Annotated in this window: 22 protein-coding genes and 1 pseudogene; 14 read left to right on the forward strand and 9 right to left on the reverse strand. The window is 73.6% G+C overall.

Going from position 1 to position 24896, the window contains the following annotated elements:
• Window positions 1–366 precede the first annotated feature (366 nt).
• Window positions 367–858 carry a pantetheine-phosphate adenylyltransferase gene (gene coaD, locus TPA0908_RS25615; protein ID WP_281942057.1) on the forward strand — a complete coding sequence of 164 codons (492 nt, stop codon included), beginning with the start codon at window positions 367–369 and terminating at the stop codon, window positions 856–858.
• Window positions 859–963: 105 nt separating this feature from the next.
• Here the strand turns inward: coaD and TPA0908_RS25620 are convergent, their stop codons facing one another.
• Both TPA0908_RS25620 and TPA0908_RS25625 read right to left on the reverse strand, forming a co-directional pair.
• A complete protein-coding gene (locus TPA0908_RS25620) occupies window positions 964–1152 on the reverse strand; it encodes a DUF397 domain-containing protein (RefSeq protein ID WP_281942059.1) in 189 nt (62 codons plus the stop codon).
• Entirely contained in the window at window positions 1142–2545 is a 1404-nt protein-coding gene (locus tag TPA0908_RS25625) for a Tat pathway signal protein (protein ID WP_281942061.1), read from the reverse strand. Before TPA0908_RS25625 ends, TPA0908_RS25620 begins: the two co-directional genes overlap by 11 nt.
• A gap of 274 nt (window positions 2546–2819) precedes the next feature.
• On the opposite strand from TPA0908_RS25625, the gene TPA0908_RS25630 reads away from it, so the two are divergent.
• The 5 genes from TPA0908_RS25630 (at window position 2820) to TPA0908_RS25650 (ending at window position 8729) form a co-directional block, all read left to right on the forward strand.
• Window positions 2820–3968 carry a helix-turn-helix domain-containing protein gene (locus TPA0908_RS25630; RefSeq protein WP_281942063.1) on the forward strand — a complete coding sequence of 383 codons (1149 nt, stop codon included), beginning with the start codon at window positions 2820–2822 and terminating at the stop codon, window positions 3966–3968.
• A 166-nt stretch (window positions 3969–4134) separates the two neighbouring features.
• Window positions 4135–6372: a ricin-type beta-trefoil lectin domain protein gene (locus TPA0908_RS25635; protein ID WP_281942065.1), complete on the forward strand. Its 2238-nt coding sequence runs from the start codon at window positions 4135–4137 to the stop codon at window positions 6370–6372.
• A 147-nt stretch (window positions 6373–6519) separates the two neighbouring features.
• Entirely contained in the window at window positions 6520–7410 is an 891-nt protein-coding gene (locus TPA0908_RS25640; RefSeq protein ID WP_281942067.1) for an SGNH/GDSL hydrolase family protein, read from the forward strand.
• A gap of 201 nt (window positions 7411–7611) precedes the next feature.
• Entirely contained in the window at window positions 7612–7764 is a 153-nt protein-coding gene (locus tag TPA0908_RS25645) for a hypothetical protein (protein ID WP_281942069.1), read from the forward strand.
• Entirely contained in the window at window positions 7764–8729 is a 966-nt protein-coding gene (locus TPA0908_RS25650) for a golvesin C-terminal-like domain-containing protein (protein ID WP_281942071.1), read from the forward strand. The genes TPA0908_RS25645 and TPA0908_RS25650 overlap by 1 nt, the downstream gene beginning before the upstream one ends.
• Here TPA0908_RS25650 and TPA0908_RS25655 read toward each other — a convergent pair.
• Entirely contained in the window at window positions 8716–9294 is a 579-nt protein-coding gene (locus TPA0908_RS25655) for a GNAT family N-acetyltransferase (RefSeq protein ID WP_281942701.1), read from the reverse strand. The genes TPA0908_RS25650 and TPA0908_RS25655 overlap by 14 nt on opposite strands.
• Before the next feature lie 21 nt (window positions 9295–9315).
• Window positions 9316–11328 (reverse strand): annotated as a pseudogene (locus TPA0908_RS25660) (penicillin acylase family protein); the annotation flags it as partial.
• A 97-nt stretch (window positions 11329–11425) separates the two neighbouring features.
• On the opposite strand from TPA0908_RS25660, the gene TPA0908_RS25665 reads away from it, so the two are divergent.
• The 4 genes from TPA0908_RS25665 to TPA0908_RS25680 all read left to right on the forward strand — a co-directional run bounded on the left by TPA0908_RS25665 (window position 11426) and on the right by TPA0908_RS25680 (window position 16669).
• Entirely contained in the window at window positions 11426–12931 is a 1506-nt protein-coding gene (locus tag TPA0908_RS25665) for a pyridoxal phosphate-dependent decarboxylase family protein (RefSeq protein WP_281942073.1), read from the forward strand.
• 8 nt (window positions 12932–12939) lie between these two features.
• Window positions 12940–14214, forward strand: a complete 1275-nt coding sequence (locus tag TPA0908_RS25670; RefSeq protein WP_281942074.1) for a lysine N(6)-hydroxylase/L-ornithine N(5)-oxygenase family protein — start codon at window positions 12940–12942, stop codon at window positions 14212–14214.
• A 110-nt stretch (window positions 14215–14324) separates the two neighbouring features.
• Window positions 14325–14894, forward strand: coding sequence for a GNAT family N-acetyltransferase (locus tag TPA0908_RS25675; protein ID WP_281942703.1), 570 nt, complete (start codon window positions 14325–14327; stop codon window positions 14892–14894).
• The gene (locus tag TPA0908_RS25680) at window positions 14891–16669 is read left to right on the forward strand and encodes an IucA/IucC family protein (protein WP_281942075.1); all 1779 of its coding nucleotides are present in this window, start codon (window positions 14891–14893) and stop codon (window positions 16667–16669) included. The genes TPA0908_RS25675 and TPA0908_RS25680 overlap by 4 nt, the downstream gene beginning before the upstream one ends.
• A gap of 433 nt (window positions 16670–17102) precedes the next feature.
• On the opposite strand, the gene TPA0908_RS25685 is transcribed toward TPA0908_RS25680, so the two are convergent.
• On the reverse strand, window positions 17103–17717 hold the full coding sequence (locus tag TPA0908_RS25685) for an ABC transporter ATP-binding protein (protein WP_281942076.1): 615 nt from the start codon (window positions 17715–17717) through the stop codon (window positions 17103–17105).
• A 187-nt stretch (window positions 17718–17904) separates the two neighbouring features.
• On the opposite strand from TPA0908_RS25685, the gene TPA0908_RS25690 reads away from it, so the two are divergent.
• Window positions 17905–18825 carry a nucleotidyltransferase family protein gene (locus tag TPA0908_RS25690; RefSeq protein ID WP_281942077.1) on the forward strand — a complete coding sequence of 307 codons (921 nt, stop codon included), beginning with the start codon at window positions 17905–17907 and terminating at the stop codon, window positions 18823–18825.
• A complete protein-coding gene (locus tag TPA0908_RS25695; protein ID WP_281942079.1) occupies window positions 18818–19225 on the forward strand; it encodes a lasso peptide biosynthesis protein in 408 nt (135 codons plus the stop codon). The genes TPA0908_RS25690 and TPA0908_RS25695 overlap by 8 nt, the downstream gene beginning before the upstream one ends.
• A gap of 6 nt (window positions 19226–19231) precedes the next feature.
• Here the strand turns inward: TPA0908_RS25695 and TPA0908_RS25700 are convergent, their stop codons facing one another.
• Genes TPA0908_RS25700 through TPA0908_RS25710 form a run of 3 tightly spaced genes read right to left on the reverse strand, consistent with a single transcriptional unit; the run spans window position 19232 to window position 21502 of the window.
• Entirely contained in the window at window positions 19232–19513 is a 282-nt protein-coding gene (locus TPA0908_RS25700; protein WP_281942081.1) for a PqqD family protein, read from the reverse strand.
• The gene (locus tag TPA0908_RS25705) at window positions 19510–20643 is read right to left on the reverse strand and encodes an asparagine synthase-related protein (protein ID WP_281942082.1); all 1134 of its coding nucleotides are present in this window, start codon (window positions 20641–20643) and stop codon (window positions 19510–19512) included. Before TPA0908_RS25705 ends, TPA0908_RS25700 begins: the two co-directional genes overlap by 4 nt.
• Window positions 20636–21502: an ABC transporter permease gene (locus TPA0908_RS25710; protein WP_281942083.1), complete on the reverse strand. Its 867-nt coding sequence runs from the start codon at window positions 21500–21502 to the stop codon at window positions 20636–20638. Before TPA0908_RS25710 ends, TPA0908_RS25705 begins: the two co-directional genes overlap by 8 nt.
• A 494-nt stretch (window positions 21503–21996) precedes the next feature.
• On the opposite strand from TPA0908_RS25710, the gene TPA0908_RS25715 reads away from it, so the two are divergent.
• Together TPA0908_RS25715 and TPA0908_RS25720 are read left to right on the forward strand one after the other, a co-directional pair.
• Window positions 21997–23004 (forward strand): helix-turn-helix transcriptional regulator, encoded by a 1008-nt coding sequence (locus tag TPA0908_RS25715; RefSeq protein ID WP_281942084.1) that lies wholly within the window; start codon window positions 21997–21999, stop codon window positions 23002–23004.
• On the forward strand, window positions 23001–23969 hold the full coding sequence (locus TPA0908_RS25720; protein WP_281942087.1) for an AraC family transcriptional regulator: 969 nt from the start codon (window positions 23001–23003) through the stop codon (window positions 23967–23969). Before TPA0908_RS25715 ends, TPA0908_RS25720 begins: the two co-directional genes overlap by 4 nt.
• A 4-nt stretch (window positions 23970–23973) precedes the next feature.
• Here the strand turns inward: TPA0908_RS25720 and TPA0908_RS25725 are convergent, their stop codons facing one another.
• The gene (locus TPA0908_RS25725; protein ID WP_281942089.1) at window positions 23974–24879 is read right to left on the reverse strand and encodes a siderophore-interacting protein; all 906 of its coding nucleotides are present in this window, start codon (window positions 24877–24879) and stop codon (window positions 23974–23976) included.
• Window positions 24880–24896 lie beyond the last annotated feature (17 nt).

Here is a 24896-nt window from a genome sequence, read left to right on the forward strand (position 1 = left end):
GTCAAGTCACGATCTGGTCTCGCGGGCGCGGCACCCCGAGCCGCGAACTGGACAAATGGCAGTGTTGGACGCGTCCGGACAGGGCTGGTTCCGTCGATGCCACCACCTCGGCACCCACGATCAACCCGCCTTTAGTTCGCGTCACGAAGAAATACCGTCGCGCCCTTCTCCTGAGCGCCGTGATGACCCTGCCATTGAGGACAGTCACCCTTCCGGCCGGGGCGTCGGCCAGCCGCCGGCAACCCTCCGACGCCCGGCGCCTGTCGAGCTGAGAGCAGAAACGACTCACCGGCCGCACCTTCGACCGGCCCCTGCCTCGCTCCGGCCGATCATCAGGCCGGGACGCCGGCCACCTACAGTCGGGCCATGCGGACCGACACGGCCGGGACAGCCGAACCAGCGGCAGGTTCACATCCGGCGCGGGCGATTGCGGGGCGCGCGCCTGTCCGGGCCGTCTATCCCGGCACCTTCGATCCCGTCACGCCCGGACACCTGGACGTGGTGGACCGGGCGCGCGGCCTCTTCGACGAGGTGGTCGTGCTCGTCGCGGTCAACGGCGACAAACAGCCGGGCACCGGCGAGGAGCAGCGGGCAGCCGCCGTCCGGACCGCCCTGCCGGCCGGGTGGACCACCGTCACCGTGGCGGCGTGGCGCGGGTTGACCGCCGACTACTGCCGTCGCCACGGTGCGGGAGTGATCATCCGTGGCGTGCGGAACACCACCGACCTCCAGGCCGAACAGCGGCTCGCCGCGATGAACCAGTCGTTGGGCGTCCCCACCGTCTTCCTACCGGCGCGGCCCGAACTGGCCGCGACGTCGTCCACGGCAGCGCGCACGCGAGGAAAGGCACCCGCGTAGCCAACCCCGCGCCACGCCTCCCCAGCCGCTCAACACGTTCCACCGCACGGGGCGTGTAGACCTTGGAAGAAAAGGGCCCTCACAGGGGCCAATTCCTACCAAGATCTATGAGAGCGGGGACCGCTGCTTCAGGTTGTCGACGAACGCGCTCCAGGCTGCGGCGTCGAAGCTCAACACCCCGGTCGCGGGGGCCTTGGAGTCGCGCACGTCGACCATGACGCCCCGATCGCGCACCTCGACGCACTGCCCGTTGCTCCCGGAGCGGCTCGACTTGCGCCAGGCGTCACGTTCCATGCTTGCTCAACTCCTTGATGAATGCGGCGGCTCGCTGATCGAGTCGCTTGGCGAAGGAGGGCAGCCGCTGGCCGAGGCTGCCAAGGCGCGTCCGAATGTTCGTCACCGCTGCGGATGCCCGCCCGGACCGAACCCCCGCCATCGCGTCCATCGCATGGTTCCAGTTCTCGGCGGCGTCCCGTAGCCGTCCCTGAGCGCATTGGACGTCGGCGAGGTTGGCAAGCGTCAGCGTGTGAGTGCGGCGGTACGCCTCGGTGTCCCGCGTGGCGATCGACCGCTGGAGCTGAGTTTCGGCCGCAGGAAGGTCACCGAGGTCCCGCAACGCCTGGCCGGCCTGGCTGGCGAGGGAGGTTTCGGTGAAACCGCTGGTCCTGATCCAGGTCGGCTCGTCGTCGGGCGAGGCGTCCGCGAGATGTGCCTCCGCCGCGCGGATCGCCGCTGACGCGCGTGCGCGGTCACCCGTCGCACCGTGCCCCCGGGCGGCAAGGATGGTGAAGAGCGCGGTCGCGGCGGGGGTCGTTCTTCCCTTCGACCATTCGAGGGAGGAGGTGGCGAGTCTTAGTGCCTCCTGCCCGTGGCCGAGGTCCACCGCCTGGTGTGCCATCGCGCGCAGCGTGAAGCCGGCGAGGGCCCGATCGTCTGCTTCGTTCGCGAGGCGCAGCGACTGGACGTAGTAGCGCTGGGCCAGCCCGTGCAGGGATGAGTCGAAGGCTTTCCAGCCGGCGAGGTAGGTCATTTCGGCGGCAGCACTGAACATCGCCACCCGGTCGCGATCGGTAGAGAAACGCCCCTGAAGAAGACCGGCCACATCGGAGGTGAGGTACTGGACCACGGCGAGACGGGCGTGCCCTCCCCCAAACCGTTCGTCAGCCGTGCTGAACACCGTCAGCATGTCCCGCACGGCGTCGATCTCTCGACGGCCGACGGCAGCGTCGCCACCCTGCGCACGCCGGCCCCGATCCGCAATCTCCTGCCAGGATTCGAGTGGGACGGCGAGTGCCGCCAGCGAGTACAGGGCGGTGCGCCCGAACGCTCGTCGCTCCAAGTCGGCCCTCCCGACTGTCAGGAGATCGATGGCCGGTGCACGTCCCCACCAATCCAGGCCGCCTAGGTCGGCCTCAAGACTACCGCCTGTGAGAAGCCCCAGACAGGCCGGATCAACCACCCGACCGAGTCGGCGGGAGATCGCTTCGGCCAGATATCGGGCGGTGCCACCGAGGGGCTTCACGCCGGCGATCCAATGTCCGACATGGGATCGGTCGCACGAGAATTGCGCCTCGCCGTTCTCGCGGGCGACGGTGCGTACGGCCGAAGCGCACGACTCGTACGACCATCTGCACTCCGAGATCGCGTTCCGCAACCGCTCGTTGCGCTGCTTCGGTGCCCGCGTCATTCGCCGGCCTTCCGTGCCACTGGTCTCTGTTCAACGCGTTCAACATGCCCGATGGCTAGCCGGTCTACCGACCATCAGCGCACCGGATTTCACTCTAAGTAGAACCTACGACACAGGAGGTGAGGGAACTGGCTTCGGTAGTCGTGTCGATCGTCCTCGGTGGGCTGGTGCCGGGCTTTCTGCTCGGGTTGCTCGCGTTCCGGGTGAAGTCCCGCTGGTGTCCGCGCTGTGGAGCGTCCACCGAGGCCATGCGCCCGCCAATGGGGCGGCAGCGGTGACCGGGCCACGTCTGCGGGAGACCGACGAGGCGCCGATCGGGCGGCGGGTGTCCCGCTGGCGGGTGCGGCGGCGGATGACCCAGCAGATGCTGGCCGACCGGCTCGGCAAGTCGAAGAGCTGGGTCGACAAGGTCGAACGCGGCGTACGCGCACTGGACCGCTACTCGGTCATCCAGGAGATCGCCGAGGTGCTCCGCGTGGACCCGGCGGTCCTGCTCGATCCGCGCCGATCCGTGCCGACGGCGGCGTCCGGGTTGGACGGTGTGGAGGCGGTCCGCGCCGCGCTCGCCCGCTACCACCGACCGCCCTCCCCGACAGCAGAGGCGGAGCAGGTGCGCCGGCACGTCGCGCACGCCTGGCTGACCTACCAGCACGCCCACTACGCCCAGCTTCTGCGCGCGCTGCCCGCCCTGCTCGACGCCGCCCACGGCACCCCGGAGCTGTTGCTGCCGGCGTACCGGATCACCGCCTCGGTGCTCGTCAAGCTCGGCGAGGCCGATCTGGCCTGGCTGGCCGCGGACCGGGCCGTCGCCACCGCCAACGACGACCCGACCCGCGCCGCCACCGCGAGCATCGCCGTCGCGCAGGCGCTGCGCGCGCTGGGCCGCCACCGCCTCGCCCGCACCGCCGCCCTCGCGGCCGTCGACACCACCACCGATCCGGGGGTACGCGGCACGCTGCTGGTGCAGGCCGGCATCGCCGCCGCCGGTGCCGACGACCGCCACCACGCCGACGACCTGCTCGGCCGCGCCGCCGCACTGGCCGACCGGGGTACGCCCGACAACGACCCGCACCACGTCGGGTTCTGCCCCACCGTCGTGCTGCTGGGCCGCTTCCTCGCCGCACTCGCCCTGGGCGACGACGCCGAGGCGGTGCGCCGGCACCAGCACGCCGTCCGCACCGACGGGTGGCGGCGGCTTCCGGCCGAGCACCGAGCAGCCCATCTGGTCGACGCCGCCGGCGCCCAGGTCGCCACCGGCGATCTCACCGCCGCCGGGCGGGCGCTCGTCGACGCCGATCGGATCGCGCCCGCCGAGGTCCGGTGCCGCCCGGTCGCGCGTACCCTGCTCGCCGACATCGCCCGGCTCGACCCGGCGGCGGCCGACGTCGCCCGGATCGCGGCGCTCGTCGGCCTGACCCGCTGAGTATCGTCGCGCGGCGGTGACCGAGCGTGTACCGAGTTCCGGAACCGTCCGATTTCATTGACTCCGGTCACTCTCACGCGGTTACGTGGCGGTAGCACCCCCACCCCACCACCCCCACGGCACACGTGCCGCCCGCGCCGCGTGCCGGCGACGAAAGGTGCCCGAAATGATGCGATTCGGAGCGGCGTACCGACGATGGCCCGGCCGGCTCACCGCGTGCGGCGGGGTCGCCGCCGTGCTCGGCGCGGTCGGCGCGGTCGCCGTCCTCGCCCCGACCGGGGCGTACGCCGCCAGCACCGGCTCGCTGGTGAGCGCCGCGAACGGCAAGTGCCTCGACGTGGCGAACAACTCCACCGCCGACGGCGCGACCGTGCACATGTGGACCTGCTACCCGACCGTCGCCAGCCAGAAGTGGACGCTCGCCGACGACGGCTCGGTGCGGTCCCAGGGCAAGTGCCTGGACGTCGCGAACAACGGAACCGCCAACGGCGCCGCCGTGCACATCTGGACCTGCTACGCCACGGTCACCACCCAGCGCTGGACGCTCACCGCCGCCGGGGACCTGGTCAACACCGCGTCCGGCAAGTGCCTCGACATCCGCGACAACAACCAGGCCGACGGCGCGACCATGCAGATCTGGTCGTGCGCCGGCTCGGCCAACCAGAAGTGGACACTCACCGGCGTGAGCACCCCGACCACCCCGCCGCCGACCGGCACCCCCACCGGGCCACCCCCCTCGGACACGCCGGTGACCAATCCGGACCTCGGCCCGAACGTCAGCGTCTTCGACCCGTCGATGTCGACCTCGACCATCCAGAACCGGCTGAACACGGTCTTCGCCCAGCAGGAGACCAACCAGTTCGGCAACGCCCGGTACGCGTTGCTGTTCAAGCCCGGCAGCTACGCGGTGGACGCCAACGTCGGCTTCTTCACCCAGGTCGCCGGCCTGGGCCTCACCCCCGGCCAGACCACCGTCAACGGCCGGGTGCACGTCGAGGCGGACTGGTGGCCGGACGGCTCGCAGAACGCCACCCAGAACTTCTGGCGCTCGGCGGAGGGGCTGACCGTCAACCCGACCGGTGGGCTGGAGCGGTGGTCGGTGTCGCAGGCCGCGCCGTACCGCCGGATGCACGTGCGCGGCAACCTGGCGCTCTCCGACGGCGGCTGGTCCTCCGGGGGTTGGATCTCCGACACCAAGGTCGACGGGCAGATCCAGTCCGGCTCGCAGCAGCAGTGGATCACCCGCAGCTCGCAGATCGGCGGCTGGACCGGGTCCAACTGGAACCAGGTCTTCGTGGGGGTGCAGGGCGCGCCGGGCAACAGCTTCCCGACCCCGCCGTACACCACGATCAGCACCGCGCCGGTGGTGGCCGAGAAGCCCTACCTGTACGTGGACGCGGCCGGCGCGTACCGCGTGTTCGTGCCCGCGAAGCGCACCGACACCGCCGGCACCACCTGGGCCGCCGGCACCCCGGCCGGCCGGTCGATCTCGCTGAGCCAGTTCCAGATCGTGCGGCCCGGCGACACCGCGGCGAGCATCAACGCGGCGCTGGCCGCCGGGCGGCACCTGCTGGTCACCCCCGGCGTCTACCAGCTCGACCAGACGCTGAACGTGACCCGGCCGGGCACCGTCGTGCTCGGCCTGGGCCTGGCCACGTTCGTGCCGCGTAACGGGGTCACCGCGATGACGATCGCCGACGTCGACGGGGTGCGGCTGGCCGGCGTGCTCTTCGACGCCGGCACCACGAACTCGAACGTGCTGCTCCAGGTCGGTCCGCCCGGGTCGAGCGCCGACCACGCCGCCGACCCGACCGTGCTCTCCGACGTCTTCGTCCGGGTCGGCGGCGCGATCGCCGGCCGGGCGACCGTGAGCATGCAGATCAACAGCGACGACGTGATCGGTGACCACGCGTGGATCTGGCGGGCCGACCACGGCAACAGCGGCACGGTCGGCTGGACCGTCAACACCGGCCGCAACGGGCTGGTCGTCGACGGCGACGACGTCACGTTCTACGGCCTGTTCGTGGAGCACTACCAGCAGTACCAGACCATCTGGAACGGCGAGAACGGGCGGACCTACTTCTATCAGAACGAGATGCCCTACGACCCGCCGAACCAGGCCGCCTGGATGAACGGGTCGACCCGGGGCTGGGCCGCGTACAAGGTGGCCGACTCGGTCACCAACCACCAGGCGTGGGGGTTGGGCAGCTACTGCTTCTTCAACGTCAACCCCGCCGTGGTGAGCGCCCGCGCGTTCGAGGTGCCGGCGCGCCCGGGGGTGCGGTTCCGCAACATGGTGACGGTCTCGCTGGGCGGTGTCGGCACCATCAGCCACGTCATCAACGACACCGGGGCCGCCGTCGACAGCGGTCACCAGGTGACAAGCATCGTCAGCGGTCCCTGACGGGATCGGCGTGGGCCGGCCCCTCCTCGGGGCCGGCCCACCACCCCGACCACCCCTTAATGGCGTTCGTACATATTGACGGATATCACCGGCAGCGGCAGACTCTCGGACCACCACCACCCCCGATCCCGCTCCCGGGAGGGCGCCATGAACCGTCCCCACCTGCCGCTGAGGCGTACGGCCGCACGACTGGCCGCGCTCGCCGCGGCCACCGCCGGCGTGCTGCTCGCCGTCACCGCGCCCGCCAACGCCGCCGTGCCCGCCGGGCGCTACGTGGCGCTCGGCGACTCGTACACCGCCGGCCCACTGATCCCCACGCAGGTCGACCTGAACTGCCTGCGGTCCAACCGCAACTACCCGACGCTTGTCGCCGCGTCGGCCGGGTCGTCGTCGTTCGCGGACGTGAGCTGCTCCGGCGCCACCACCGACGACATCCTGTACGGCGGCGACGGCCAGCTCGGCATCAACCTGCCGCCGCAGCTCAACGCCGTCACCTCGGCCACGGCGCTGGTGACGGTGCAGATCGGCGGCAACGACATCGGGTTCTCCGGGATCATCAGCGACTGCGCGGAGGCGAGCGTCAGCAGCCCGCTCGGCTCGCCGTGCAAGGACCGGTTCACCGCCGGCGGCACGGACCAGCTCCGGGCCCGGATCGCGGCCACCGTGCCGAAGGTGACCACCGTGCTGCGCTCGGTCCGGCAGGCCGCGCCGAACGCGCGGGTCGTGGTGCTCGGCTACCCGGCGATCCTGCCGGACAGCGGGTACGGCTGCTGGCCGGTGGTGCCGATCGCCTACCAGGACGTGCCGTACCTGCGCGGGGTGGAGAAGGCGCTGAACAGCATGCTGGCCGACACCGCGGCGGCCAACGGCGCGAGCTACGCCGACGTCTACACCCCGTCGATCGGCAAGGACGCGTGCAAGAGCAGCGGCACCCGCTGGGTGGAGGGCCTGGTGCCGCAGAACTCGGCCGCGCCGTTCCACCCGAACGCCCGGGGCGAGCAGGGCATGGCCACCGCACTGCTGGCGCACCTGAACTGAGTCGATCCCCCGGTCGAGCCGGTCCCGCCGAGCGGCGGGGCCGGCTCGTCGCCGTTCGGCGCACCCCGATCGCCGGCAGATATTTTCGCTCGGAAGAGTAGGGGTGAAGGGTATCGACAGAGGGGCCCGCGTCGGGATAGCGTGCCCGCACTCACATCCGTCGATTGATCGGATGCCGAGCGTCGTCGCCGAAGGAGCGCCATGCCCACGTCCCGATCCGTCCGTCTGCGGCGCCGAGGTCTGCTCGGCATCCCGGCCCTGGTGGCCGCCGCGCTGACCGTGGTCGCCCGTCCCGGCGCGGCCGTCGCCGCGCCGAAGGCGGAGTGCCTGGCCGACCTGCTCCAGGAGCGGTGATGGCCACGATTCCCTGGCTGGTGGACGTGCTGCGGGCCGCCGGCGTGCAGGTCGTCGTGGAGGGCGACTGGCTCAACCGGGCCCGCCCCGGCTCGTTCGACCCGATCGGCGTGCTGTGGCACCACACCGCGGCCACCTCCAGCGCCACCAACCCGCACCCGGCGTTGAACATCTGCATCAACGGTCGCCCCGACCTGGCCGGCCCGCTCTGCCAGGCGCTCGTCGACTACCACGGCGTGTTCCACGTGATCTCCGCCGGCCGGTGCAACCACGCCGGTGTCAGCGGCGGCAGCGGGCCGATCCCGGCCGGCGACGGCAACACCCTGATGATCGGGTGGGAGATCGACTACAACGGCGTGGACCAGCGGATGACCACCGCGCAGTACACCGCCAGCATCGCCGCCACCGCCGCCGTGCTCACCCGGCTCGGCAAGGACTCCAGCTATGCCCGTGGGCACCGGGAGACCAGCACCACCGGCAAGATCGACCCGTCCTTCATCGACCTGAACACGATGCGGGCCGACGTCGCGGCGAAGATGTCCGGCGCTGGCGGCGGCTGGTCCTCGATCGTGGACAACGCGACCGCCGGCCGCTTCTCCGCCAGCGGCAACTGGGGCGTCTCGTCCTTCTCCGGGCAGCGCTACGGCGCCGACTACCGCTACGCCGACCCGGTCGCCGCCAGCGACGCCGCCTGGTACAGGTTCAACGTCCCGCGCACCGGCAACTACCGGGTCGAGGCGTGGTGGCCGGCGAACGCGGGCTACAACGCCTCGACGCCGTACGTCGTGGCCACCACCACCGGCAACCGGACCGTCTACGTCGACCAGCGGGCGACCGGCGGGCAGTGGCGCACCCTCGGCACGTTCACGCTGGCCGCCGGCGACGCCGACCGGGTGGCGGTGAGCCGGTGGAGTTCCGCCGCCGGCCTGATCATCGCCGACGCGGTCCGGCTCACCGAGGTCTGACCGGGTCGTCTGCCGGGGCGGCGGCCTCGAACCGTTCGCGGGTGAGGAACGCCAACTGGGCTCGCTTGCCCGGCAGGTCGATCTCGGCGGCCGGCTCGAAGCCCTCGGTCCGCAGACGACGCAGTGCGGCCTCGTTGCGTACGTCCGGCTCGACCACCACCCGCCGCGCCGCCGGGTCGCGCAGCAGGAACCGGATCAGCGCGGGCACCACCGCCGAGGTGAGGCCGCGCGCGTACCGTCGGGGCGGGTTGAGCAGCAGGTGCATGCCGACGTCACCGGGCCGGACCGGGTACCGCTCCCCCACCGGGTCCGCCTCCGGCCGGTAGGTCTGGAACAGGCCGACCGGCTCGTCGTCCAGCATGATCAGGTAGGCGTGGTGGGTGTCCAGCCCGTCCAGGAAGGCGTAGACCTCGCGCACCTCGTCGCGGGTGTGCGCGCCCATGCCCCAGAACCGGTTGCGGGGCAACGTGACCCAGCCGTGCAGCAGCTCGGCGTGCCGGTCCGGGCGCACCGGCGCCAGCGCCAGCTCACCGAGGTCGGGGTCGCGCTCCAGGGGAATCGTCATGGTGTCGTCCTTCGGAAGAGGGTCGGCGGGCACCGGGATCAGCGTCCCGGCGGCCCAGTGCGGAAACTGGTCGGTGAAGTGCGGGTCGCCGGGCCGCCCGGACGCGCCGAACGGGACGATCCAGCGGCTGGCCGCCCGGTCGGTCAGGTCCCAGACGTAGCGGGCGACCGGGCCCCGCCAGCAGGTGTCGGAGACGCCGGGAACACCGGACGTGGCCAGCACGCAGTCGGTGTCCCCGCCGAGCGCCGCCCGCTCCCGCATCGCGGCGACGGCGGCCGAGGTCCCGGCGGCCACGCCCAGGTGCAGTGGGTGCGGCAGGTGCCGGCGACCCCACGGCTCGGGCGGCGGCCCGGCGGCCACCTCGACCAGCGCGTCGACGCCGAGCGACACGACGTCGACGCCGGGCTCCTCGACGAGGTGTTCCAGGGCCAGGCCGATCCGGGTCGCCGGGTCGGTCCAGGGGGTGAACAGCTCGTCGTACCCGGACGGCTCGTGCAACGCCCGCAGCGACGGATGGGTGATCAACCGGCGGGCGAGCGCGGCACGCCAGGCCGCGTACGCCCCGGCGTCGGGCGATTCGGCCACCATCTCGCGGTCCCAGGCCAGCAGCCTGTCGCACAGCGCGCGGGCCGGCGCGCCGAGCCCGACGGCGTCGAGCCGGCGCAGCAGCCGGTACGTCGGGGTCGCGGGGAGGCGGGCGTCGGTGTGTACGGTGGACGCCTCGACGCCGTCGGCGAGCAGGGCGCGGATCCGCCGGGCGCGGTGCGGCGGCGCGAAGTCGACGCCGTGCGCGGCGACGTCCGGGCGACGGTCGTTGGCGCAGACCGCGACCCCTTCGACCTTGTCGTCCACCATCGGCAGGTAGTCGCCGCGCCAGTGGTGGCGCGGGTCCCAGCCGGGCACCGGCTCGCGGCGGCAGCGGTCGTCGCGTACCGGGACCAGGCCGGCGACCAGGCGCCGGACCGTGCCGCCGGGGTCGGCGACGAGCACGCTGTTGACCGGCTCGACCCAGTCGCGCAGCGCGTCCGCGACGTCGCCGGCGTGTCGGGCGCGCAGCAGCGGCAGCAGCGCCTCGAAGCCGAGCCGGGCCTCGACACGGCTCGGCGTGCGCAGGCTGAGCGCCTCGCCGGTGACCCGGTCGTGGTCGACGACCGGGCCGCGCGCCGTCTCCACGATCTCGACGCGTTCGACCGGGCCGCCGCGCACCTCGATCTCCTCGACGTGCCGCGCGACCGGCACCCAGCCGGCGGCGTCGCGCGCCAGCAGCCGGTCACCGTCGCGGCGGAGCTGTTCGCGGTAGACGTCCTGGTAGTCGGCCATCGCGTTGGTGACGGCCCAGGCGACCCCGCCGGCATGACCGAAGTGCGGCAACCCGGGTACGCCGGGAAAGGCCAGCCCGACCACGTCGAACTCCGGGCAGGCGAGCCGGATCTGCTGGTAGACGCCGGGTAGTTCGAGCAGCCGGTGCGGGTCACCGGCGATCAGCGGGCCGCGTCCGGTGGCCGGGTCGGCGGGCAGCGCCCAGGCGTTGCTGCCGGCGGACGCCGGCCCCTCCACCGCGAACCGGCCGACCGCGTCGGGGCCGAGCGTGCGGGCGACGTGCGCGTGCCAGAGCTTGTTCGGGAACGTGGAGAACAGCGCGTGCTGGACCAGGAACACGCCGAGCGGCGTCCACGGCCGCCATGGCTCCGGCGCGCTGCCGGTGGCGGCGAACTCGGGCGTGGCGGCGGCACCCTCGGCGAGCCCGTCGTTGACGCCGTCGACGTACGCCGCGACCCACCGGCGGGTGGCCGGGTCGAGTCGGTCGTGGCAGCGGCGGGCGGTGTCGTCCAGGCGGGCGCGCCTGGCGAACCGGTCCCACGGCAGCTCCGTGGCGCCGACGTGGGCGGCGAGTCGCCCCTCCGCCCGCCACCGTTCGACGCTGAGCTGCCAGGCCCGGTCGCCCGCGGTGACGCGGCCCTGGAGGTACGCGAGCGCGTCCACGTCGTCGGCCCACAGCTGCGGTACGCCCCACCGGTCGCGTTCGACACGCATCCGACCACCCCTCCTTGATAGTTAGGTGAGCCTAACCTAATCTGACTGCCGCGTGGCCGTCGCCGCGCCCCTGTCCGCACGACCACCGGGAAGCCGCATGAGTTCGACCGTCAGCGCCGCGCGCGCCCACCTGTTCCACACCGGATCCGTCGAGCGGTACCGGGACGTGCTGACCCGCGGCGTCGAACGGGTCGCCCGCCGGGTCGCCGACGTGGACCGACCGGGCACCGGCGTCCGGCCCGAGGCGCTCGCGCCGCTGGTCGGCGGCATCGACCTGGACCGGCCGCTGGGCGACACCGACGCCGCCCTGGACGAGCTGCACGACATCTGGCTACGCGACGCGATCTGGTTCCACCACCCGCGCTACCTGGCCCACCTGAACTGCCCGGTGGTCATCCCGGCGCTGCTCGGCGAAGCGGTGCTCAGCGCCGTCAACTCCTCGCTGGACACCTGGGACCAGAGCGCCGGCGCGACGCTGATGGAACGCCGGCTGATCGACTGGACGGCCGAACGGATCGGCCTCGGCGCCACCGCCGACGGCGTGTTCACCAGCGGGGGCACCCAGTCGAACCTCCAGGCGATGCTGCTGGCCCGGGAGGAGGCGTACCGGCGGGAGGTGGGCTCGGCCGCCACCCGGCCGGCCCGGCCGGAGGTGCTGGCCCGGCTGCGCGTCGTCACCTCGGCGGCCGGTCACTTCAGCGTGCAGAAGGCCGCCAAGCTGCTCGGCCTCGCCGCCGACGCGGTGCTCACCGTGCCCACCGACGCCGGCCGGCGGATGCGCACCGACGAGCTGGCCCGCACCATCGACCGCTGCCGGCGCGACGGTCAGGTGGTGATGGCGGTCGTCGCCACCGCCGGCACCACCGACTTCGGCACCATCGACCCACTGCCGGAGATCGCCGACATCTGCACCGCCGCCGGCGTCTGGCTGCACGTGGACGCCGCGTACGGGTGCGGGTTGCTGGTCTCCCCCACCCGCCGGCACCTGCTCGACGGCATCGAGCGGGCCGCCTCGGTGACCGTCGACTACCACAAGTCGTTCTTCCAGCCGGTCAGCTCCAGCGCGCTGCTGGTGCGCGACGGCCGGACGCTGCGGCACGCCACCTGGCACGCCGACTACCTCAACCCGGCCCGCGCGGCCGAGCAGGGCATCCCGAACCAGGTGGACAAGAGCCTCCAGACCACCCGACGCTTCGACGCGGGCAAGCTGTGGCTGACGCTGCGGATCATGGGACCGGACGCGATCGGCGCGCTGTTCGACCGCGTCGTCGACCTCGCCGCCGACGCCTGGCGGCACCTCGACGCCGATCCCCGCTTCGAGGTGGCGGCCCCCGCCCAGTTGAGCACCGTGGTCTTCCGGTACGTGCCACCCGACGCGCCGCCGCACCTGGTGGACGAGGCGAACCTGCACGCCCGGGAGGCGCTCGCCGCCTCCGGCGCGGCGCTTGTCGCCGGCACGAAGGTGGACGGCGCGCACTGGCTGAAGCTGACGCTGCTCAACCCGGAGACCACCGTGGACGACGTGCTCGCGGTGCGCGACCTGATCGCCGAGCACGCCGCCTGGTACGCCCGCACCGCGGCCACGCTGTCCCCGGTCGGTTGAGGAGCACCATGTCGACGTACGACTTCATCGCCGTCGGGCTGGGCCCGTACAACCTCGGTCTGGCCTGCCTGACCGCGCCGATCGACGACCTGGACGGGCTGTTCCTGGAGACCCGCGACGACGTCGACTGGCATCCCGGGATGCTGCTCGAATCGGCGCGGTTGCAGACGCCGTTCCTGGCCGACCTGGTCACGCTCGCGGACCCGACCTCGCCGTACTCGTTCCTGAGCTACCTCAAGGAGACCGGTCGGCTCTACCCGTTCTACATCCGGGAGAGCTTCTTCCCACTGCGCGCCGAGTACAGCGCCTACTGCCGCTGGGCCGCCGCCAAGCTGGCGAACCTGCGCTTCCGGCACACCGTCACCCGGGTCGAGTACGACGACACCGACGACCGCTATGTGGTGCACGCGGACACGCCGGACGGGCCGGTCACCCACCGGGCCCGGCACCTGGTGCTGGGCACCGGCACCCCGCCGCACCTGCCGCCGGCGTGCGCGGGCCTGGGCGGCGACCTGATCCACACCTCGCGCTACCGGGAGCACCGGGCGGCGTTGCGGGCCAAGCGCAGCATCACCGTCGTCGGCAGCGGGCAGAGCGCCGCCGAGATCTACCACGAGCTGCTCAACGACATCGACACCTACGGCTACCAGCTCAACTGGGTGACCCGCTCGCCGCGGTTCTTCCCGCTGGAGTACACCAAGCTGACGCTGGAGATGACGTCACCGGACTACGTGGACTACTTCCACGCGCTGCCGGAGGAGACCCGCTACCGGCTGGAGGCCGCGCAGAAGCCGCTGTTCAAGGGCGTCAACGCCGACCTGATCAACGACATCTACGACACGCTCTACGCCAGGAGCCTGACCGGCCCGGCCCCGACCCGGCTGCTCACCAACACCGAACTGGTCGACGCCGCGTACGCCGACGGGCGCTACCGGCTGGAGCTGCGCCACACCGAGCAGGACCGCCCGTTCACGCTGGACACCGAAGGTCTGGTGCTGGCCACCGGCTACCGCCACCGGCTGCCGGATTTCCTCGCGCCGGTGCGCGACCGGCTGCGCTTCGACACGCACGGCCGCCTCGACGTGGCCCGCAACTACAGCGTCGACCGCACCGGGCGGGGCGTGTTCCTCCAGAACGGCGGCACCCACACGCACAGCATCACCTCGCCCGACCTGGGCATGGGCGCGTACCGCAACTCGTGGATCATCCGGGAGCTGACCGGCCGGGAGCACTACCCGATCGAGAAGGCCATCGCGTTCCAGGAGTTCGGGGTGCCGGCATGAGCGAATGCACCGAGCGCAGCGAGGGCCGTGAGCGCATGCCCAGCCGGCACAGCATGAGCGAATGCACCGAGCGCAGCGAGGGCCGTGAGCGCATGCCCAGCCGGCACAGCATGAGCGTGTTCACGCGGATCGACGCGCGACTCGGACTGTTCGCGCTGCGCCCGCTGGACCCGGACGCCGACGCGCCGCTGCTGCACCGCTGGGTCACCCACCCGAAGTCGGCGTTCTGGCTGATGCAGGACGCCGACGTGGCCGGCGTCGCCGAGGAGTACCGGCGGATCGCCGCCCACCCGCACCACGACGCGTACCTCGGATCCTGGCGCGGCCGACCGGCGTTCCTGGCCGAACGCTACGACCCGGCCCGGGTGGAACTGGTCGGCCTCTACCCGCCGGAGCCCGGCGACGTCGGCATGCACTTCCTCTGCGCGCCCACCGACGCGCCCGCGCACGGCTTCACCCGTGCCGTCATCACCACGGTCCTGGCGTGGCTCTTCGCCGACCCGGCCACCCGCCGGGTGGTGGTGGAGCCGGACGTGCGCAACCACGCCGTGCACGCGCTCAACGCTGCCGTCGGCTTCACCGTCGTCGGCGAGATCCGCAAGCCGGAGAAGGACGCGCTGCTCAGCGTCGTCACCCGGGACCAGTTCCGCGACGCCACCGAAGGAGACAAGCCGGCGTGAACCCCCTCGCATCCGTCGACCACCTGACCCCCGAGGCGTGGGCGACCGCCAACCGGCTGCTGGTCCGCAAGGCGCTCGCCGAGTTCGCCCACGAACGTCTGATCACCCCCGAGCCGGCCGGCGACGGGTGGTGGCTGGTGCGCGGCGACGCGGTGGAATACCGCTTCGCGGCGCAGCGCCTCGCGCTGGACCACTGGCACGTCGACGCGGCCAGCATCACGCGGCGCCGCGACGGCCGGGAGCTGCCTCCCGACGCGGTCGACCTCTGCCTGGAGCTGCGCGGCCAGCTCGGCCTCACCGACGCGGTCCTGCCGGTCTACCTGGAGGAGATCACCTCCACGCTCGCGGGCACCGCGTACAAGCTGGGCCGGCCGGCGGTCACCGCCGCCGAGCTGGCCGCCGCCGACTTCCAGGCCGTCGAGACCGGCATGACCGAGGGACACCCGTGCTTCGTGGCCAACAACGGCCGGCTCGGCTTCGGCGTCCACGACCATCACCGGTACGCCCCGGAGGCCGCCGCACCGGTCCGGCTGCTCTGGCTCGCCGCGCACCGCGACCACACCACGTTCACCAGCGCCGACGACCTGGACTACGACACGCTGGTCCGGGCCGAGCTGGGCGCGGAGACGCTCGCCCGGTTCGCCGCCACGCTGGCCGGGCTCGGTCTCGACCCGACCGACTACCTGCTCGTCCCGGTGCACCCGTGGCAGTGGTGGCACAAGCTCGCCGTCACGTTCGCCGGTGAGGTCGCCGCGCGGCGGCTGGTCTGCCTGGGCGAGGGGCCCGACGAGTATCTCGCCCAGCAGTCCGTCCGGACCTTCTTCAACGTCACCGACCCGGCGAAGCACTACGTCAAGACCGCGCTGTCGGTGCTGAACATGGGCTTCATGCGCGGGCTGTCCGCCGCGTACATGGAGGCGACGCCGGCCATCAACGACTGGCTGGCCGCGCTGGTCGCCGACGACCCGGTGTTCACCCGCGCCGGGCTGACCATCCTGCGGGAGCGGGCCGCGATCGGCTACCGGCACCGGCAGTACGAGGCGGCTACCGCGCCCGGGTCGCCGTACCGGAAGATGCTGGCCGCGCTCTGGCGGGAGAGCCCGGTGCCCGGCCTGGCGCCGGGCCGGCGCCTGGCCACCATGGCGTCGCTGCTGCACGCCGACCGGGACGGCCGCCCGTTGGCCGGCGCGCTGATCGCGGCCTCCGGGCTGACGCCGGTGGACTGGCTGCGCCGCTACCTGGACGCCTACCTGGTGCCGCTGCTGCACAGCCTGTACGCCTACGACCTGGCGTTCATGCCGCACGGCGAGAACGTCATCCTGGTGCTGGACGGCGGCATCGTGGAGCGGGTGGTGTTCAAGGACATCGCCGAGGAGATCGTGGTCATGGACCCGGACGCCGACCTGCCGGAGCGGGTCCGCCGGGTACGGGCGACGGTGCCGGACGACGAGAAGATCCTGGCCATCTTCACCGACGTGTTCGACTGCTTCCTGCGGCACCTGAGCGCCACCCTGCACACCGCCGGCGTGCTCGATCAGGACGACTTCTGGCGCACGGTCGCCGAGTGCGCCGCCGGCTACGCCGCGACGGTGCCGCACCTGGCCGAGCGGATGCGGCGGCACGACCTGTTCGCGCCGGAGTTCCCGCTGTCCTGCCTCAACCGGCTCCAGCTCCGGAACAACCAGCAGATGGTGGACCTGACCGACCCGTCCGCCGCGCTCCAGTTCGCCGGCACGCTGACAAACCCGATCGCCCGCTTCGCGCCGCCACGCTAGGCGCCCCCGCCGTGGAGATCTTGGTAGGAAAAGGCCCCTATGGGGGCCGTTCCTTTCCAAGATCTCGCCCGCCACCCCGGAAGCCGGGGGGGTGGCACGGTGGCCGGTCAACCGTCAGGCGGCGGACCCAGCCGAGCCTCGTGCAGCAGCTCGGCCATGTCGACGGCGAGCCCCGCAGCTAGCCGGATGCCAAAATCTCTGCTCGTCACGGCGGGCAGGGCAGGTCCGATGACGACAACGGACCGGCCGGCGTTTGACGTCCACGCCGTTCCACTCATGGCGCGCAGGCCGAGTGGGTGGAACGGCATGGCTGTCTCCGCGCCCGTTTGACGTTCATGCCGTTCCACCCACCGCTTGCACTGCACCCCGCGCTCCGGGCCGGTGGTGGCGACAGCACTCCGGTTCACCTTCGGGGAGGTGTGGCGTGCGGCGGTCAGTGGTGGATCGGCATGGCCAGGGTCCGGTCGCAGTGGGACCGGTCCTCGGGCAGGTGCGAGGCGAGCACGACCGTCGACTCCGGACGGCGGTCCAGCGCGGCCCAGAACAGCGCCCGCGTCTGCGCGTCGAGGGACCGGCCGGGCTCGTCCAACAGGATCACCGGCGGGTCCCCGAGCAGGGCGCGGGCGACGCTGACCCGGGCCCGCATGCCGGCCGAGCAGCGGCTCGCCGGCTGCCGGGCGTACGAGGCGATGGCGAACTCCTGCTCGACCCGGGCGACCGCGTCGGCGGCACGGCGGGTGGGCAGGCGCATCCGGGCCACCAGCATCAGGTTGTCGTGCGCGGAGAGCCCGCCGCAGAGCGTCTGCTCCGGGGCGAGCGCGACGCCGACCAGGCGGCGGGCGGCGGCGGAGCCGGCCGGGTGACCGGCGACGGTGGCCCGGCCGCGGCTCAGCGTGAGGACGCCGGCCAGGCAGCGCAGCAGCGTGGTCTTGCCCGTGCCGTTGCCGCCGGCGAGCAGCAGCCGGGTGCCGGGCGCGACCTCCAGATCGAGGCCCGAGAAGATCGCGCGCCGTCCGAAGGCGCGCCCGGCATCGTGCAGTCGCAGCATGACCTGCCGATCCTAGCGAGCCGGGCCGGCCGAAGTGGTATATCGGAGGTAGCACAGTATCGATTTATGTGAATCCGACTCGGAAGGCGCGCTCGATGTCACCGCTGCTCCGTCTCCGCGACCGGACCGCACCGGGCGCCACCCCGGCGGCTCCTGGACGCCACCCCGGGTCCGTCGGGGCACGGTCGTGACCGCCGGCCTCGCGATGCGCTGCCTGGCCCTGGACGCCCTCGCGGTGGCCACCAGCGACCTGCTGCGCCGGCACGGCGTCGACTGCCTGCTGCTCAAGGGCGCCGGCCTGGCCCGCCGGCTCGGCGTCGACCGGGTCTACGGGGACGTGGACCTGCTCGTCGCGCCAGCGACCGTGCCCGCCGTGCGGGACGCCCTGCACGCCGCCGGCTACCGACCGACGCTGCCGCCCGAGCCGTACGACGTCGCGGCGCGCTGGCACGAACAGCCCTTCACCGCCCCCGGCGCGCTGCCGTTGACCGTGGACCTGCACCGCGGCTTCGCCGGCGTCGGCGACCCGGACGCGCTGTGGCGGTCGCTGCGCGACCCGGCGGAACCGCTCGACCTGGCCGGCGGACGGGTCCTCGTCCCCGACGAGGCCGGGACCGCGCTGCTGGCCGCGCTGCACGCCGCCTGCCCGGGCGGCAGCGACAAACCCGCGCTCGATCTGGACCGCGCGCTCGCGGTGCTGCCGCCGTCCGCCTGGGCCGTCGCCGGTCGACTGGCCACCCGCTGCGACGCCGTCCCGGCGTTCACCGTCGGAATGCGGCTGCGGCCGGCCGGCGCGACGGTCGCCGACCGGCTCGGTCTGTCCGCCACGGCCGAGCCGGCGTCGGCGTGGCTCGCCGCCCGACGCGCCACCCCCACCACGGTCGGGCTGGCCGGCGCGGTGGAAGTGCCCGGCCCGTGGCCCCGCCGGCTGCGCCTGCTCGCCCGGCTGGCGCTGCCGGCACCGGCGTACCTCCGGCAGGTCGACCCGGCGGCGCGCGGCGGCCGGTGGCGCCTGGTGCGGGCGTACGCCCGCCGGACCTGGCGGCACGTCCGGTGGCTGCCCCGGGGGGTGCGGGAGCTGCGGACCGCGCGGCGGCGTCATGGCTGACCCGGTACGCGCGCTGCGCGCGCTGGCCCGGGTGACGCGCCGGCACGGGCCGCTCGGCCTGGCGCTGGTGGCGTGGACGCTGCTGGCCTGCCGACGGGTGCGCCGGCAACTCGCCCGCGGCGGGCTGGGCGCGGTGCGTCTGCCCGCGCCGCCGCCCGGCGGCACCGACGCGCTGGTCCGGCAGGCGTTGCGACGCGGCGGCGGCAACTGCCTGGAGAGCGCGCTGGTGCGCCAGCGTTTCCTGGCCCGGCGGCGGGTGCTGCGGACCGTGGTGATCGGAGTCAGCGCGCCGGGCACCGGCTTCCACGCGCACGCCTGGCTCGACGGCGACCCCGACCCGCACCGGCACGAGCTGGCGGAGATCCTGCGCCGGCCCGTGCCGCCCGCCTGGCTGCCCTGACCGGAGTCAGAGCCGTTCGAGCAGCCCGGCGGCCTCCAGGTCGGCCAGGAACGAGCGCACATCGGCGACCGCTCGCTCCCGCTCGACCTCGGCCTGGCCGACCAGCACCTCGGCCAGTTGGGCGGTGGAGGCGCCGGCCACGAGATACGGCCACAGCGCGGTGGCGGCGCGGTCCAGCGCGAAGTAGACGGACTGCCCGACGTCCAGCAGCACCGTCTCGTCGCCGTTGGTCCGCCACGCCACCCGGTCGCCGCGGACCCGGTACAACACGGACGGTTCACTGGTCATCTCGGCGCCTCCAGATCGGGTCGTCCCTCGGTGGCCGACAGGCCGGCCAGCCACACCTGCTGCACCAGCGCCGCCGTGCGTGAGTCGAACCGCCAGCGCGACCACTCCCGACGCAGTGCCGCCACGTCGACGAGCGAGTCGTCGACACCGCTGCCGTCCCAGGCGCTCACCAGCTCGCGGGTGGCCGCCCGGAGGAACACCTCGTCGAAGGTGGCCTTGCGGCGCGGCGTGATGATCACCGGGGGCAGCGCGGCGTCGGCGATCACCGCGAGCAGCTCCCGACGCGACGGGGACCGCAGCCGGCCGTGGCGGGCGGCCAGCGCGGCGGCGAACCGCTCGTCCAGCAGCGGCGCCACGGCCAGCACGTCGTGGTCGGCGGCGATCGCGGCCAGGCCGACCCGGGTCATGGTGAGGTCCCGGCGGCGCAGGTGCCAGGCGATCCGGGCGGCCAGCCGGTGCGGCTCGGCGCGCTGCTCGGCGACGAACGCGCGGCGCGCCTGCCGGGCCACCTCCGGGCGCAGCCAGGGCAGCGGATCCGGCGGCCGGCGTCGCAGCCCGGCCCGGAGCCGGCCGAGCCGGGCCCGCAGCGAGGCCGGACGCCGCCGCCAACCGTCGAGAATCTGGTCGCCGCCGACGCCGGTGAGCAGCGCGCCGCCGCGGGCCAGCTCCACGATCGGCAGGTGTAGGTGCCGGCTCGGCGGGTGCACCTGGCCGTACCGGGTCAGCAGCCGGCGGGCGACCGGCCCGACCAGGTCCAGGTCGTCACCGGCCTGGAGGATCTGCCACTGCCGGGTCAGGTCCAGCTCCGCGATGATCTTGGCTTGCCAGGGCGTCTCCTGCGCACGGGGCGCGTCGGTGAACCGCCAGGTGACCGGCACCGGGTCGGGCAGCCCCTCCCGCCGCGCCACCCGGGCGGCGATGGCCAGCACCAGCGAGGAGTCCAGCCCGCCGGAGAAGCTGACCAGGCAGGGCGGCCGGCGCAGCGCCGGCAGCACGGCCCGTTCCAGGGCCACCAGCGGCGACAGCGCCGGACCGGACCGGGCAGCCGGCGTGGGCGCGGCCGGGTCCAGGCCGAGCACGACGCCGTACGCCACGTCGCGGGCGGTGGGACGCGGGATCAGGTCAGTCACGGGTGAGCACCCCTCTGCGCCGGGCCAGCCACAGCGCACGGTCGAAGATCCAGGCGGCGAGCGGCAGCAGCACCGCGGCGGCGACGGCCAGCGTCCCGGCGGCCCGGCCCCAGTCGCCGCCGGCGAGCGCGGCCCGCAGCCCGTCCAGCGCGACCCGGGTGGGCAGCACCGCGCACACCGGGTGCAGGACGCCGGGCAGCGCCGAGATCGGGAAGTAGGTACCGGACAGGAACGACAGCGCCACCACCAGCAGCCGGGCCGCCGGGTCGCCGTACCCGACCGCCACGGTGAGGCCCATCAGCGCCATTCCGAACGGCAGCGCGCCCAGCACGGCGAGGACCAGCATCACCACCGCCCCGGGCCAGGACGTGTCGGCGACGTGCAGGCCCAGGACGCCGGCCAGCAGGCCCAGGTAGAGGCCGGCGCGCAGCAGCGCGAACGCGAACGGGTACGCCACCAGCCCCAGCGCCAGCGACCAGCCCGGCGCCGGCTGCGCCGCCCACAGCTCCAGCATCCCGTCCCGCTGCTCGGCGGCCACCCGCGTGACCACCTGCACGATCGCGGACTGGAGCACCAGCAGGAACACGATGCCCACCGCGACGAAGTCGAAGTAGCCGCCAGGGCCGGTGAAGCCGGCGCCCGGGTGCGGGACGAGCACCCGGGAGACGAACAGGAACGCCAGCAGGTTCAGCACGCCGAACACCAGGTCCAGCAGGAACGGCACACGCAGCCCACGGCGCTCGGTGAGGTCCCGGCGCAGCAGCGCCGCCACCGCGCGCCCGGCGAGCCGCCACCGAGACGGCACGCCGCGGGCAGCCGGAGTCCCGGGTACGGCGACCGATGCCTCGACGCCCCTCATCCGCATCTCCTCCCGGCGGTGAGCACCCGACCGGACCGCGACCCTTGCGGGGCGGGGACCGGCCGACCGGGGTCGGCATCGTCGCGTGACTCCGATCGGCCGGCCGTCTGCGCCGGGCCGGGTGCAACGGCTCGGACAGGGCAGACGTTAGAACCGGGCGACGACGCCCGCCGGAACGTCCGAACAGTCAGCTACCCGACAATCTCGCCCGTCGCACTGCGTAACCACATTGTCGTTTTCTCCCGTCCTGATCGGCCCTGCTACGGGAACGTGGAGTGTGGAGCGGATATCGTGTTGCCGGCCGAAGAATCGATCCGACCCGTCGCATCGCGCCCGTGTTCGCAAATCGGTCGGTGAATTGCGGAAAGTGGATCGGCTGTTCTATTCGGCGTGTCTGAGGCGGTGCATCCGTTCGTGTCGGGCCGTTGCCCTCCGGCAAGTGACCCGTTCAATGAGGCGTACGAGCGCCGGAACGGTGCAGCGGGAGGTGACACGTGACCGGGCAGGGGACGGGCCGACCGGAGTCGGCCGACCGCGACGTGGTGGAGACGGACGACCCCGAGCACGCGCACCACCTGATGGCCCGCCGGTTCGGTGCCCACCGGGCCCGGATCTCCGGTTCCCGTGATCGCTTCCGCTACCGTCGGGAGACCCGGGGCGCGGACGAACTCCACCTCGACGAGGTGTGGTACACGCTCTCCGCCCGATCCGAGAACTCGCCCTATCCCGGCTTCGCGGCGCTCACCGTGGCACGCGGCCGGTACGGCTTCCTGCACCGGGGTGACGAGCTGCACCTCGGCCCGGGCACCACCGGCCGCTATCCCGACGTGTCCTTCACGCTGCTCGCCGACGACGTGGCGGCCTCCGTCGTCCGGTTGCCGACGCCCCGGATCGCGGCGGTCGCCGCCACCCGCACCGGGTTGCCCGCCGCCGCGTTCCGCTTCACCGCGCTCGCGCCGCTGTCCCCCACCATGGCGACGCTGTGGCAGTCGACCGCGGCGTTCCTCCGGCACCAGCTCGTCGACGACGCCGTGACGGCCAGCCCGCTGACCCGCGCCGGCCTGGTGGACCTGGCCGTCGCCACCGCGCTGGCGGTGTTCCCGAACACCACCATGACGCTGCCCTACCTGGCCGCCCCACCGGCCGTACGTCCGGCGTCGGTGCGCCGGGCCGCCGAGTTCATCGAGGCGCACGCCGCCCGACCACTGACCGTCGCGCAGATCGCGACGGCCTGCGACGTCAGCCCGCGCGCGTTGCAGGCCGCGTTCCAGCGACACCACGGGCAGAGCCCGATGGCGTTCCTGCGCGCGGTCCGGCTCCGCCGGGCACACCAGGACCTCACCCGTGCCCGAGCGGGGCAGACCGTGGCCGGCACCGCCCGCGACTGGGGCTGGACCCACGCCGGGCGGTTCGCCCAGGCGTACCGCGAGACCTACGGCTGCCACCCCGGCGACACGCTGCGCGCGGCGGGAGTGCTGGCGCCGACGGAGCGGGAGCGGTGACCGACGGCCGCTCGGCGCGGCGGTTCGAGCTGTCCACCCGGGACCCGGAGGTCGCCCGTCGGGCCATCGCCGGGATGTGCGGCGAGCACCGCCCGCACTTCCGGGGCACCCGACGCGAGTTCCACTTCGCGTGGCGGGGCGTGCAGGCCGGACCGCTCGGCCTCACCCGGGCCGCGCACTCCATGGACGCCCGGGCGGAGGCCGGGCCGTACCCCGACTTCCTGGCCGTGCACGTGGTCCGGGGCCGGTGCCGGTTCGCCGACGGCGACGAGGATCTGCAGGTGCCGGCCGGTGGCGTCGGCCGGTATCCGCTGCGCCGGTTCGTGCTGTACTGGACCGACCCGGTGGCCACCATGGTCCGGCTGCCGATGGACCTGGTGGCGCACGTCGCGGCCAGTCGGGTGGATGCGGCCCCGCACACGTTCCGCTTCCTCGGCCTCGCGCCGGTGTCGCCGGCCATGGCCCGGGCCTGGGCGCACCTGTCCGCGTTCCTGTACCGGATGTCCGCCGTCGGCGACGACGGCCTGGACCAGCCGCTGATCCAGGCGTCGCTGGCCGACCTGACCGCGGCCACCTCGCTCACCGTCTTCCCGAACACCACCATGACCAGCAGTTACGTGCCGCAACCCCGCCGGGTCGCGCCCTCGGTCGTCCGACGCGCGCAGGCGTACCTGGACGAGCACGCCGCCGCACCGGTCACCGTGGCCCAGGTCGCCGCCGCCTGCGGCGTCGGACCGCGCGGACTCCAGGCCGCCTTCCAACGGCACCTCGGCTACAGCCCGCTCACCTACCTCCGTCAGGTGCGGCTGGACCGGGCACACCGGGACCTGCTCACCGCCGACCCGGCCGGCGGCGAGACGGTCGCCGGCATCGCCCGCCGCTGGGGCTGGACCAGCCCCGGCCGCTTCGCCGCCGCCTACCGCGAGGCGTACGGCCGGCCGCCGCACGAGACGCTGCGCGGGTGACCGGTCAGCACTCGGCCCGACCGGCCCGCCAGTAGCCCATGAACGCCACCGCCCGACGGTCGAGCCCACGGTCGGTGACCAGGTGCCGGCGCAGGCCCCGGATCACCGCCGCCTCGCCGGCCAGCCAGGCGTAGAGCGCGGCGTCGGCCGGCCGCTCCGGCACCTCCCAGAGGACGTCCCGGTCGACGTCCACCTCGGCCGGCGGCGGGCCGGCCGGCGACCCGGTCGGCGGCGGCAACAGCCGGGCGGCGAGGGCGGTCACCGCCTCGGTGAGCCGGCTGCCGTGCGGGGCGCCGCCCCGGGGCAGCCAGGTCACCGTCACGCCGGCCGGAACGCGGCACGGCAGTTCGTCCCCCACCGCCGGCACCTCCACCACGGCGTGGCCGTGCGCGTCAGCCGGCAGCCGGTCCAGGATCGCGCAGATCGCCGGCGCGGCGGTCTCGTCGCCGGCCAGCAGCAGCGTGGCACCGGCCGGCGGCCGGAACTCGACGCCGCCGTGCCCGCCCGGCCAGCCGGCGTCCGGGCCGACAAGCGCGAGCCGGTCGCCGAGGCGGGCGCGGCGGGCCCACCGGGTGGCCGGGCCGCCGTCGCCGTGCAGCGCCACGTCCACGTCGATCTCGTACGCCGCCGGCCGGGCCGCCCGGACCGTGTAGGTGCGGATCGGGCTGCGTTCCTCCGCCGGCAGGTCCCGCCACCGCTGGTACCAGTCCGGTCCGTCGGGCAGTTCCGCCGCGCCGCCGTCGACCAGCGGCAGCGCCAGCTTGATCCGCTGGTCGTAGCCGTTGTCGGCGAACCGGTCCAGGTCCGGTCCGGTGAACGTGACGCGCAGGAACGACGGGCCGAGCCGGCGCAGCGCGCGGACCTCGACGGTGAACACGCGCCACGGCGCGGCGGCCAGGGTGCTGGTCATGGTGATTTCCTCTCGGG

Origin of the sequence: Micromonospora sp. AKA38 (assembly GCF_027925725.1) — a bacterium.
Lineage (GTDB): Bacteria > Actinomycetota > Actinomycetes > Mycobacteriales > Micromonosporaceae > Micromonospora.